The sequence below is a fragment of the Streptomyces roseolus genome, assembly GCF_014649855.1.
Classification (GTDB): domain Bacteria; phylum Actinomycetota; class Actinomycetes; order Streptomycetales; family Streptomycetaceae; genus Streptomyces; species Streptomyces roseolus.
Map to the genome: position 1 here is coordinate 361,649 of NZ_BMTV01000003.1, position 11,618 is coordinate 373,266.

The window sequence follows — 11,618 nt, forward strand, 5'->3', positions numbered from 1 at the left end:
CGGCAGTCTTGTCGCCTGGCCGATGCCGACCCCGCCGCTCCCCTGGGCCTGCCTCGATATGACGGGGTAACTGGGCGGCTGCTCCAAGGACTGCGGAGCCGGGTTCGCCGTCGGCCACCGGCTGCCACCGGGCCGGGCACCGCTCTCGATCTGGCAGTAGTCCGGCGTCCGAGGCCACCGCGCCGGCGAAACCGACGGGTCCGGACGTCAGAAAATCATGAACGGACCCGGCCACGCTCAACCAAACGCACGCCCCAGGAATCCACCACCAGTCTCGGAAGGCATCCGGTCGGGCGAAGGCCGGCAGCGCGACTCTTGCTCCTGACCGGATCTCGGGGCTTACTGATCGTTTCGGAAGGAGGTTCGCAGGCGGCGGAGGCATATCAGGCCGCAGGCCGGCTCGAGCAGGCCGTGGTGGAGAGCGGCGCGTCGTTCGTAGCGGGTGCGGAGCCGCTTGAACTGGTGCAGCCAGGCGAGAGTGCGCTCGACTACCCCGCGCACCTTGCCCAGTCCGGAGCCGTGGGCTACGCCACGTCGTGCGATCAGCGGCTTGATGCCGCGCTTCCACAGCAGACGACGGTACTTGTCGAAGTCGTAGCCCGGGTCCGCGTACAACCGCCGGGGGCTGCGGCGGGGGCGTCCCCGCAGTCCCCGGATCGCGGGGACGGCGTCCAGCAGAGGCAGGAGCTGGGTGACGTCATGTCGGTTGCCGCCGGTGAGCGTGGCGGCGAGTGGGGTTCCGTGGCGGTCGACGATGAGATGGCGCTTGGATCCAGGACGGGCGCGGCCGACAGGCAAGGGCCCGACGTGATTTCCCCTTTGAGGGCCCGAACATGTGACCCGTCCACGGAGCAGTCCTCCAAGTCCAGCAAGCTGGCGCGGCGGAGCTCGGCCAAGAGGACGGCGTGCAGACGCGGCCACGCCGGCCTCGGTCCAGTCCCGTAGCCGGCGCCAGGTTGTCACCCCGGAGCAGCCCACGGTCTCCGAGGGGACATCCCGCCACGCGACACCGGTTCTCAGCACGGACACGACGCCAGCGAGCGCCACTCGGTCGGAAACACGCGGCCGCCCGGGGTGGCGACGGCTGCGTTCGGGGGCGGGCGGCAGCAGCGGGGCCACCCGCTCCCACAGGTCGTCAGGAACAAGATCAGCACGCGCGACGGACACTCTGCCGACCGAGACCGTCGGGCGTAAGGCGCCCGTAGCCCAACTCATCCTGAAGTGATCAGCGAGCAAGGTACCGCTCGCCTCGCCTGGTTCGGCACTGGGAGATCTTGGTGAGCCTTCTCGCCCCCTACGAGGCAGCTTGAGCGTCGTTGGCTTCGAAGACCGTGCCGGTGGCACACGGCTTGCCGTCGAACCGGTCGGAGTCTCCTCCGCCCAGCCCGACCTTGTCGCCTTCCCGGGCGAAGAGTTTGCCGTCGGCGTCGTACACGACGGCCTTGCCCTCCACTTCGCGGACCGACCAGCCGTGACCCCAGGCAACAGCTGTCGGCTTGTCGCTCTTGGCGGTGGTCACCGCGATGCAGTTGTCGTCCGTGACGACGAGAGTCCCTGAGAGGTGGGCGTAGAGGCCGGGGAACTTGTCACTCGCACCACGTGTGATGATCTTCGTGGCGGACTTCTCGTTCGCGGTGACCGGCGAGTCGGCGTTCGCGGCCTTCACCGGTGCGGGGTCTTCCGCCTTCTTGTTCTCCGTGCCGGCTCCTCCGCACGCGGTGATCGCGGCAGCGAGGAGCAGGAAACCCGCGAAGGCAGTGATGCCACGGAGTACGGGGCTTCGCCTCTGTCCCGCCCCCCACGTGTCGTGGGCTGCCTCGGCGTGTCGATCGCGGTTCTCGGGCATCGCATCCGACTCCTTCGATGATGTCGTCAGTCCAAGCACTACTTTTCCGGTGGGACGCGGACCGCACCGTCGCGCGGGCGACGGTGCGGTTCGATGACGCAGGCTCAGCTCGGCGTGTGTGAGGTCACCCGGTTTCGAGCGATACGCCCCAGGTGTTCAGGATGGTGCTGATGGGAACGTAGTTGATCCAGCGTGAGCAGCGGATGCTGCCGACGTTCGGGTCGGTGGTGCCGCACGAGTACGTTTCCCCGCCGGCAGCGAGGTCCGGGCCCAGCAGGATTCCCCTGGCCTGTACCCCTCCGGTGACCTTCTGGAACATCGGCGCACCGCTGTCGCCCTGCCCGCCCATGATCGAGCCGGACGGTGCCGATACCTGGATCACGCCGACACTCGCACCGTTGATGGAGACCACATCGCTGTCGTCGTACACCGTGCCGCAGTGCTCGCCGGTGCTCGCGCCCGAGGAGCACACCGGGTCTCCGGGCCAGTTGGAGGCCCAGTTCTTGACCAGCGAGGTGGAGGTTGCCGCGTACCCGCCGCGGAAGACGTTCGGGGCGGTGGCGGGAGAGCTGGACGGGTCGATCAGGAGAGAGTCGATCCCCTTGATGTACGCCACGGAGGTGCCGCCAGCGGCGATCTGCTGCCCGCCGCCGTCGTAGACGGAGCCGTTGCCGGAGGTGTCACAGTGCCCCGCGGAGAGCAGTCGGCCGGCGGATCCGGACAGCACCGCGAATCCGGAGGAGCAGGCGGAGCCGTTGTGGATGGTGCGAATGCCGCCCTTCCACGGAGGTGCGTCATTGCCGCGTGAGTAGCCGACGGGTGCCGCCACACCCGTCTTGAGCGCCACATCCGGGATCCGGGCGGTCTCGCGCAGCTCAGTCAGCTGTTCCTCGGCAACCGCGCTGCGCGATTGCGCGGCGATGCCGACGGTGACACCGCTGCCGTCGTCGTTGAGATCGCTCCAGGTGATCCCCAGGCGAGCGCTCGCGGGACTGTTGAGTACGCGCGTGCGCGCGGCCTCGGCCTCCGCGCGCGAGTACTTGGCGCCGCTGGCGATCTTGACGGTCACGCCGAACGGGCTGCCGGCCGCGTAGGCCGCCACGTCGGCCGGCGGAGTGCCCTTCCAGAGCACCGAGATCGACCGGTTCCGATAGTCCGTCTGCTGGCGCGCGAACCCTCGTTCCGCTCCGAGCTCGTAGATGCGGTCGGCCACGACCGGCATGACATCCTCGGTCGGCGAAGTCGCGTCAAGGCCGGCCGGCGCGGGTCCGGGCTCGACGGTCCACTCGGACCTGCTCTTCGGCGCGTACGGCTCGTTCGCAGTCGGCGATGCCGCGCTCTCCTGCTGAGGCGCGGAGCCTTCACCGAACGCCGCTACCGGCGCAACCCCCAGCGCCAGCGCCAGAACCGCGAGTCCTGTAGCCAGGGTTCCCCCCTAGGCTTCACGATCTGTTACCTCCCCTTGAACGTCGAACGAGCTGGTCTCGCCCGAACGGCAGGAACCTACTGCCGGTGGCCACGTTCGGCCATCGACTTTGCGTCCAACTCGTCCTGGCTTATGGGGTGTTCGGGACGATCTCTCTCCACCCGGGCAAGGCGGGTGAGGGCATCGCCGGCACGTTCTGACCGAAAGGTCGACTCCAACGATCCGCATGGCTTCCCGCAGGGGCGGAAACCCCTGATCAAGCACTTTGGCGAGGCTGCGCGAGCGGGCCATATCGAGCGATCAGGCGATGGCGAGAGCAGGGTGCCGGTGGGCCATCACGCCCCGACTCGCAGACAATGATCAGTCAGTCAGCGAAGAACCCTCCTCGCCGGAAGATGAAGGGAAGTCTGTCAAGTTGGAGACCCGGCCAGCTCGAACCGGCCTACAGCCCTCGGTCGGCTACGCCGCCTACGAGCCTCATTCTGAAATGATCAGTCAGCTGATGAACACACGTGAACAGGCTCCAGGAATCACATGGTGGTGAATGGCATGTCAAACGTCCCGCTCGGAGGCACCACAGTCTGCACGGCCCTCGTCCCTTGCCGCGACCGGATCCTCCTCTGATCAACAGCGCCTGACGGGGCTCATCCCCCGCCGAATCCGGTTGCTATGGTCGGAACTTCGAGCGGCAGATCGATTCAGCTCCTGGAGCACGTCGGAGCGATAGCACACACGGGGGAAGGGGTCTGATGGCCTGGGAAGAGTGGGATCAGCTCAAGGCGGAGGCCGCGGGTCAGTCCTCCACCGCGATGCAACTGAACCGGGTGCCCGACGAACAGGACCCGGGCGGCGGCCCGCCCGGCGGTGACCTCAAGGTCAGCCAGCAGGATCTCGCCGCCGTCGGCGACGCCGCCTTCAGGCTCTTCGACAAGCTGGGCAAGGACGGACGCGACGCCTGGTCCGTCAGCCAGTCGGCCGCCAGGGACCTGCGGACGCAGGGCTTCGACCTGGGCGACGCGATCGACCACGTACAGGACCGCTGGGAGAAACAGCTGAAGACGCTGCTGGACGCCTGCGCGCACATCTCGAACCACATGGACTTCACGCAGAACGCGCACGCCGGCGACGAGCACTACATCTACGGCGTCGTGAGCAGCATCACGACCCTGGACGAGGGCTTCACGGAGAGGACCCAGCGCTGATGGACCTCGAGACGCTGCGTCAGGGCAGCTTCGGCCAGCTCAGCCAGGCCATCGCCGCCTGGAAGGGGGTCGCGGACAAGCTCAAGGCGCTGGAGACGGACGCCAGGGACGACCTCAAGGCCAAGGCGGACAAGGCGAACTGGGCCGGCGCGAACGCCACCGTCTCCCGCTCCTTCATCACCAAGACGGCGGGCGAGTTCTCGGACGCTCACACGCAGGCGCAGAGCATCCACGACATCCTCAAGGACACGCACGACGAGCTGGTCAGCTACAAGCAGCAGCTCGAACAGGCACTGGAACGCGGCCGCCAGAAGAACCTGACGGTGACACCGATACCCGGCGGCTTCACCGTCACCATGCTCATCCACCCGGACCGCGCCGCCAAGGGCCACGACGTCCCGGACCACTCCCCCCAGGACGCCCAGCACCTGCGGGACGACGTGGAACGCATCCTGAACAGGGCGACGGAGAGCGACTCGACCGCCGCGACCGTCCTGCGCGCCCTCGTCGACCAGGCCGAGACCGGCTTCTCGGGAGCGAAGTACGGCGACCGGGACACCGCGATCGACGCCCTGCGCAAGGCCGAGGAGGCGGCGAAGCTCCTGAAGGAGAAGGGCGACGAGATGTCACCCGAAGAGTTCCAGAAGCTGAACGGCCTCCTCGCCTCGTACAAGAACGACCCGCTGTTCCAGGAGAAGTTCGCCACGCAGGTGGGCCCCAAGGCGATGCTGGAGTTCTGGGCGGACCTGTCGAGCCCGGACAACCCGAACGAGCTGACGCGCACCCTGGACCGGACGCAGCTCAACCAGCTCGGCGAGTTCCAGAAGAACCTCGGCGCGGTCCTCGGCGGCGCCACCCAGTCGGACAGTTCCGCCATGCGGAACTGGGAGAACGAGATGGTGCGGCTCTCCGGCGAGCGGTACAAGACGCGCGGGGCGGAGGTCTACGGCTACCAGATCATGAGCAACCTCATGCGCACGGGCGACTACGACGACCAGTTCCTCACCAAGTACGGCAACCAGCTGGTCGCCACCGAGGAGAAGATGCGGATCCCTGGCAACTACTGGCAGGGCATGGGCCAGATGATGCCCAAGATGAACTTCATCGGCGACGACGATTTCGGCCGCGATCCGATGACCGGCTTGATGACGGCGCTCTCCAACAGCCCGGACGCCGCGACGCAGTTCTTCAACACCACGGAACCGCAGGACAACGCGAAGTGGGTCCTGAAGGACCGTCCGTCATTCGACGACTCCCCGCTGAAGGACGGCCCGAACGAGGCCCTCGACGCCACCGGCAAGGCGATGTTCGCCGCGGTGTCCGGCGCCACCGGCCCGGACGCGCCGAGGTCGGAGTTCCTGGAGCACACCCCGGAGCAGCGCGAGGCGATGAAGCGCTCCCTGAGCATCATGGCGAGCACCGGCAACGACTTCCCGCCCGAGCTGCGGGACGACATGGCCTACGCCATGGGAAGCCACAGCGACTGGGTGCACAAAGCGATGAGCAGCCCGCTCGTCAAGCAGGAGCTGGACGCCGGGGAACTGATGGAGGTCAGCAAGCAGATCTCCAGGAATCAGGAGTCGTACCAACTGCTGGGCAAGCAGATGCACGGAGCGATCGCCACCGACATCTACACCGAGAAGGCCCATCCCGAGGACAGCCTGGACAGGGCGGGGCGCACCATCGGCTTCCTGGAAGAGGCGCGCTACCAGGCGACGAACGACGACAAGGGCCAGAAGCTCGCCGATGCCTCGTGGGAGAAGGTCGGCAGGTACCACGTCATCGGTGGTCTCGTCACTCCTTGGCACCCGGCAGGCGACGCCGCACAGCGCGTGGTGGATGCGATCACCTCGAAGATGCTGGAGGACGAACAGAACAGGATCAACGCCGACGCCGTCCGCGACCACACCAAGACGTACGAGAGCCGCAGGTTCGAGCTTCAGAAGCTGGCGGACATCTGGTACGCGGAGAACAAAGAATGGGCGGAGGACCCCGCGCACGAGGGCTTCTCCAAGAACCAGGGTGTGTACTCGCAGATCGAGGGCTCGGCCAACGACGGCAACAAGAAGGCCGAGGGAGTGGCGGGAATCCAGTGAGGACTGCAGCGCACCGACCGATCGTCCTCGCCCTCACCGCGGTGACCGCGCTCTCGCTCACCGCGTGCGCGAAGGGACGGGACTACGCCGTTCCGCAGCAGGCGTGCGGCGTCACGTTGAACGAGAAGACCCTCGACCCGTTCCTGATCGACGGCGAGAAGATGGAGATCGTCGGGGACTCCCTGATCGAGACGGGCGAGGACACCCGGGGACACTGCGAGATCCGCGTGGACGGCAAGCGGCTCGTCTACCTGAGGGTCGCCAAGGTGGACAAGCTCTACGACCCGTCCGGTGAAGAGGAAGCGTTCCGTTTCACCGATCGGGAGACGATGAAGGACCTGCCCTTCGCCGGCGTGGGCGCGCTGGGCGACGCCGCCGCCATGGTGAGCACGGCTTGCGCCAGTACGAAGGCGAGGTTCCTGAGTGTTCTCGTGACCGTCGACGGCGAGGCCGCCGGCGAGGTCACCGAACGCCGCAAGAACCTCCGTGCCTTCACCGTGGACCTCGTACCCGAGGTGAAGAAGGCACTGGGCTGCACGGCCTGACATCGACACCTGCTGCCCGTGCCCGGGCGCTGATGCGCCCGGGCACGGGCAGATCCGAGTCCGAGGAGGAAGGACCACATGGCGCGGGGCGACCGTGAGCCCGTGTTCGTGCGGAGGGGCCGCTGGGTCTACAACACGCGCAGCCCCGTGGCCCGGGTGCTGATGTTCGTGACCGTCGTCGGGCTGATCGGCTTCTACCTCTACGTCTCCGACACCGGCCAGTGGAGCGAGTCGGAACTGCGCGACGCCGTCCACGAGGCCGCGGGCGATCTGGAGGCGCAGCCGCAGCGGGTGCACTTCGGCTACGACAGCCTGATCAGGGACGCCATCGAGGCGACGGACGAGGGCCCCGTGGCCGACCTCGTCATCAGGCCCACCGACGACGACACCAAGGGCGGTGTGGTGGGCAGTCCCACGGAGGACAGCTTCGAGATCAGCGCGGCCCACATGTCCGAGACCTTCTGCCTGCGGCTCTCTCCCCCCGAACCGCCGCGCGCCCTGGGAAAGACCCCCACCGTCCGTCTGACCGCGCAGGTCTCACAGGGCGACTGCTGAGACCGCTTCCGGGGCCGGAGCTTTCCGGAGCGGTCAACGACGCGGCTCGGTCCATGATCGAAGGTGCGGAGGAACGGGGTGAGCACAGTCATCCGGTCCTCGCCCATGCTGCGCTCCGACATTCCGGTGCTCACATCGATCGCCCCCTCACTGTCAGGTACGGGCGGCTTCTCCCGGCTCTGTCGACACGGCAGGAAGAGAAACCCATGCCGAGCGCTCCCGTTGTCGGTGCACGGAGGTGAGGGACGCCCGCGGTCGGGACGAGGCGGCTCGTTGCGACCGGCCCAAGCGTGTCGAGCTCTCCGTACCAGGGCGGCGTGCGGCAATCCGCCCTGCCCCTACCGAGAACGGGCCCTCTGGGACACGGCGCCGCGCAGGAAGAGGAGGAGTGAGGGCGGAGCATATGGTGCAGACATAGGTGTGCCGGGAAGTCTGGTCGGCGATCGCTGCGACCTGCCCTGGAGCTCGCATGACTCCCATGCCCCCGGCCGAACGGTTCGGCACCGTTCTCTGACACTGCCGCGCAGACTCCGCCCACGCCGTAAGCACGCCGTCGTCCGGTTCAAGGGCGACCTGGCCGCCGACACCGTCATCGACACGCATCGCGTACTGCGCACGGCACTCCGCGATCTGCCGGAGGTGCTGGTGGTCGACCTTTCCCATGTGACCCGTCTCAGCCCGGACGGAGCAGTGGCGCTGCTCCTCGCGGTCCGGGTCGCCCTGGCCCAGGGGACCCGGATGGAGATCACCGGTGCGCATGCGCAGGTGTCGGCGGCCATGCGCCAGACGGGGCTGGAGCGGTATCTGTCGGACGGTCCTCCAGTCCGTTGGCCCGCTCGACGCAGCGATGTCCTCGGCGGCAGTCGGTACTTGCTTCTTGTCGAGTGGGCTCGGGCGGGAGTACGTTCACGACTGGTGTGCCGGGAAGTCTGGTCGGCGGTCAGGGGCCGTGCGCCCGCCGTTCCCTCTCGTGGAGGCCTCATGGTCTCGTCCGCCTTTCACACCGAGTCCCTCACCAAGCGCTACGGCCGTATGACGGCACTGGACAGGCTGGACCTGAGCGTCCCGCCTGGCGAGGTCTTCGGGTTCCTCGGACCCAACGGCGCCGGCAAGTCCACCACCATCCGGTTGCTGCTCGGGCTGGCCCGGCCGACCGCCGGCCGGGCCTGGGTCTTCGGTGCGGACGCCGCCGACGTGGCCGTGACGCACCGTCGTCTGGCCTACGTGCCGGCCGACGTGGCACTGTGGCCCCGGCTGACCGGCGCCGAGACGCTCGAACTTCTGGCGCGGACGGGGCCGGGCACCGACCTCGCCTACCGGGCCGAGCTGGTGGAGCGGTTCGGTCTGGATCCGTCCAAGCCGGGCCGGACGTACTCCACGGGGAACAGGCAGAAGGTCGCGCTGATCGCGGCTTTCGCCACCCGGGCCCCTCTGCTCGTGCTGGACGAACCGTCCAGCGGCCTGGACCCCCTGGTGGAAAGGGAGTTCCGCCGAGCGGTGGGTGAGGCCCGGGACAACGGCCAGACCGTCTTCCTCAGTTCGCACCAGCTCTCCGAGGTCGAGGCCGTCTGCGACAAGGTGGCGATCCTGCGCGCGGGACGGCTCGTGGACGTCGCGACCGTCAGAGAGCTGCGACGGCTGCATCGCACGGAGGTGACGGCGGCCTTCGCCACCGCGCCGCCGGACCTGACCCGGGTACCCGGCGTGGAGGAGGTAGAGACGACCGGCGCGACGACGGTCCGGTTCGCCCTCACCGGACCACCCGGCCCGGCCCTGCGGGCGCTGGCGGACGCCGACGTGCTGAACCTGGCCGTGCGGGAACCGTCCTTGGAGGAGATCTTCCTCGGCTACTACGGCGGGCGGGAACGATGACAGCTGCGGAGACGGCAACCGGGAAGGGCTGGGGAGCCGCCCCTTCCGCCACATGGGCGGTCACGGGCCTGGCCCTGCGTCAGACATCGCGGGGAGCGGTCGTCGTGATCGCCCTCACGGCCCTGATGTCCGCGGTCACAGTGGGCGCCTATCGCGGTGCCGTCGCAAGCCCGTCCGACGCCGCGGCTCTGGCTGCTCTGGCTGAGAATCCGGCGATCCGGACGCTGTTCGGCGAACCGGTGGCGCTCCATGACGCCGGCGGTTTCGCGGTATGGCGGACAGGGACGGTGCTCTCGGTGCTGCTCGCGGTGTGGGGACTGCTCGCCGCGACGCGGATCACCCGGGGCGAGGAGGACGCCGGCCGGTGGGACGTCCTGCTCGCCGGGCGCGTGCCGGTCAGGAGCGTGGTGGCACACCACCTCGCGACCCTCGTGGCCTGGGCGCTCCTTGCGGGCGTGGCCGCGTTCACCGGTCTCTTCGCCGCGGGTGCGACCGCGGGCGGCGCGACGGCGCACGCGACGGGCCTCGCCTTGTGCGGGGTGTTCTTCGTCGCCCTGGGCACGCTCACGTCGCAGGTGTTCGCCGAGCGGTCGTCGGCCAGTGGTGCGGCGGTGGCGGTGCTCGGCGTGGGCATGCTGCTCAAGATGGTCGGGGACGGAATCGCCGGTCTGGAGTGGCTGCGCTGGCTCTCCCCCTTCGGCATGGCGGCACTCGCACGCCCCTACGACGGAGACCACATGGGGCCGTTGGCGGTCCTGGGAGCCGTCTGCACGCTGCTGGCCGTCGCCGCCATCGCCGCGGCAGGACGACGGGACGTGCGTGGCGGCCACCTGCCGTCCTCTTCGGGCCGGGCGCCACGCAGGGTCCTGCTCGGTTCGCCCCAGGCATTCGCCGTGCGCCGCCTTCTTCGACCGCTGGCCGCCTGGTCGGCGGGGATCGGTGTCTACTACCTCCTCATCGGGGTGCTGGCCGTTTCGATGACGGCCTTCCTCGCTGCCAACCCTCGCTTCGCCGAGCTCGCCGCGCAGGCCGGTTTCGGCGGGCTGGTCACCGTCGAGGGGTACGTGGCCACGCTGTTCGCGCTCCTGGCCGTCCCCGTCGGGGCGTTCGCCGCGGTCCGACTCGCCGGCCTGGCCCAGGAAGAAACCTCGCGCCGGCTCACCCTCCTGCTCGCCCAGCCCGTCACCCGGGTGCGGGTGCTCGCCGCCGAGGTCGCCGCGGCGGTCGGGGGCGCCTTCGTGCTCACGACCGTCGCCGGGCTGGCCACCTGGGCCGGGGCCAGGACGGTCGGCGCCGGCCTCGGCCTTCTCGCCGCGCTGTCCGGGGCGTGGAACGTTCTGCCCGTCGTCTTCCTGTGCCTGGGCATCGGGGCGCTCGCGCTCGCCTGGGTTCCGCGCGCGGTCGCGTTCGCCGGATGCGTCCCGGCTGCGGGAGGGTTCCTCCTGAAGGTGTTCGCCGACACCTGGGGATGGCCGACGTGGATCGGTCAGGTGTCTCCTTTCACGCATCTGACGGCCTTACCCGACGTGCCGGTCGGCCGGGACGCGGCCATGGTGATGACGACCATCGGCGTCCTTGCCGTGGTTGTCGGCGCGGCCGGCTACCGGCGCCGGGATCTTCGCGTCTGACCGTTCGGGGAGAAGGTCAGTTCTTGTCCGAGGTGACGTAGGTGATCAGCAGGGCGGCGAGCAGGGCCCAGGGCAGGTACGTCGGCCCTGTCGTGGCGTAGGTGGTGGCGGCGAGGACGCAGGCGGTCACGAGGAAGGTGCCCCACCCCTGGCGCGTGCTCAGGAAGGCCCAGTCCCGACGCGCGCTGCCCGGTCGTCTCGTCTCCGTCACGGCTGTCCGGATCACGAGGGCCGCCACGACGACGGCACAGCCGAGGAGCGCGGGGCCGTATCCGCCTTCGGTCACCGGCTGTCGGCGGGGCGGGCGACGGTCTCGGTCTGGTAGCAGTCGGGGATGCCGTCGCCGTCGTCGTCCCGGTTCTCGGCCTCGTACAGCCGCTTGTAGACGCGGTTGCGGCGGCGCAGGAGGAGGGCGGCGAGGGCGGCGGCGGTGAGGGAGCCGACGAGG

General features: G+C 68.9%; 10 protein-coding genes and 2 pseudogenes. 7 read left to right on the top strand and 5 right to left on the bottom strand.

What is annotated here, in order from left to right:
• Window positions 1–339: 339 nt before the first annotated feature.
• The 3 genes from IE245_RS05420 to IE245_RS05430 form a co-directional block, all read right to left on the bottom strand.
• The gene (locus tag IE245_RS05420) at window positions 340–1,215 is read right to left on the bottom strand and encodes an IS5 family transposase (protein WP_229851082.1); all 876 of its coding nucleotides are present in this window, start codon (window positions 1,213–1,215) and stop codon (window positions 340–342) included.
• 79 nt (window positions 1,216–1,294) lie between these two features.
• Window positions 1,295–1,846: a hypothetical protein gene (locus IE245_RS05425; RefSeq protein WP_189945555.1), complete on the bottom strand. Its 552-nt coding sequence runs from the start codon at window positions 1,844–1,846 to the stop codon at window positions 1,295–1,297.
• Window positions 1,847–1,970: 124 nt separating this feature from the next.
• Window positions 1,971–3,059: a chymotrypsin family serine protease gene (locus IE245_RS05430; RefSeq protein ID WP_189945556.1), complete on the bottom strand. Its 1,089-nt coding sequence runs from the start codon at window positions 3,057–3,059 to the stop codon at window positions 1,971–1,973.
• 962 nt (window positions 3,060–4,021) lie between these two features.
• Between IE245_RS05430 and IE245_RS05435 the strand changes: the two genes are divergently transcribed.
• From IE245_RS05435 to IE245_RS05460, 7 genes and pseudogenes are all read left to right on the top strand, one after another.
• A complete protein-coding gene (locus tag IE245_RS05435) occupies window positions 4,022–4,474 on the top strand; it encodes a hypothetical protein (protein WP_189945557.1) in 453 nt (150 codons plus the stop codon).
• Window positions 4,474–6,570 (top strand): hypothetical protein, encoded by a 2,097-nt coding sequence (locus IE245_RS05440; RefSeq protein ID WP_189945558.1) that lies wholly within the window; start codon window positions 4,474–4,476, stop codon window positions 6,568–6,570. Before IE245_RS05435 ends, IE245_RS05440 begins: the two co-directional genes overlap by 1 nt.
• Window positions 6,567–7,115, top strand: coding sequence for a hypothetical protein (locus IE245_RS05445; RefSeq protein ID WP_189945559.1), 549 nt, complete (start codon window positions 6,567–6,569; stop codon window positions 7,113–7,115). Before IE245_RS05440 ends, IE245_RS05445 begins: the two co-directional genes overlap by 4 nt.
• A 102-nt stretch (window positions 7,116–7,217) precedes the next feature.
• Window positions 7,218–7,670 (top strand): hypothetical protein, encoded by a 453-nt coding sequence (locus IE245_RS05450; protein WP_189945560.1) that lies wholly within the window; start codon window positions 7,218–7,220, stop codon window positions 7,668–7,670.
• Window positions 7,671–7,775: 105 nt separating this feature from the next.
• Window positions 7,776–8,465: pseudogene (locus IE245_RS38015) on the top strand (STAS domain-containing protein); the annotation flags it as partial.
• A gap of 186 nt (window positions 8,466–8,651) precedes the next feature.
• Window positions 8,652–9,542 carry an ABC transporter ATP-binding protein gene (locus tag IE245_RS36715; RefSeq protein WP_229851083.1) on the top strand — a complete coding sequence of 297 codons (891 nt, stop codon included), beginning with the start codon at window positions 8,652–8,654 and terminating at the stop codon, window positions 9,540–9,542.
• Window positions 9,539–11,170, top strand: coding sequence for an ABC transporter permease (locus tag IE245_RS05460; RefSeq protein WP_506005170.1), 1,632 nt, complete (start codon window positions 9,539–9,541; stop codon window positions 11,168–11,170). The genes IE245_RS36715 and IE245_RS05460 overlap by 4 nt, the downstream gene beginning before the upstream one ends.
• A 16-nt stretch (window positions 11,171–11,186) precedes the next feature.
• On the opposite strand, the gene IE245_RS05465 is transcribed toward IE245_RS05460, so the two are convergent.
• Window positions 11,187–11,456, bottom strand: coding sequence for a hypothetical protein (locus IE245_RS05465; protein ID WP_189945563.1), 270 nt, complete (start codon window positions 11,454–11,456; stop codon window positions 11,187–11,189).
• A pseudogene (gene nhaA, locus IE245_RS05470) lies at window positions 11,453–11,618 on the bottom strand (Na+/H+ antiporter NhaA); the annotation flags it as partial. The pseudogene nhaA and the gene IE245_RS05465, both read right to left, overlap by 4 nt.

What these genes read in the sequence shown, in the direction of transcription:
- IE245_RS05425 (WP_189945555.1), bottom strand. Translation starts at nt 1,846, where the DNA reads ATGCCCGAGAACCGCGATCGACACGCCGAGGCAGCCCACGACACGTGG.
- IE245_RS05460 (WP_506005170.1), top strand. Translation starts at nt 9,539, where the DNA reads ATGACAGCTGCGGAGACGGCAACCGGGAAGGGCTGGGGAGCCGCCCCT.
- IE245_RS05420 (WP_229851082.1), bottom strand. Translation starts at nt 1,215, where the DNA reads ATGAGTTGGGCTACGGGCGCCTTACGCCCGACGGTCTCGGTCGGCAGA.
- IE245_RS36715 (WP_229851083.1), top strand. Translation starts at nt 8,652, where the DNA reads ATGGTCTCGTCCGCCTTTCACACCGAGTCCCTCACCAAGCGCTACGGC.
- IE245_RS05435 (WP_189945557.1), top strand. Translation starts at nt 4,022, where the DNA reads ATGGCCTGGGAAGAGTGGGATCAGCTCAAGGCGGAGGCCGCGGGTCAG.
- IE245_RS05440 (WP_189945558.1), top strand. Translation starts at nt 4,474, where the DNA reads ATGGACCTCGAGACGCTGCGTCAGGGCAGCTTCGGCCAGCTCAGCCAG.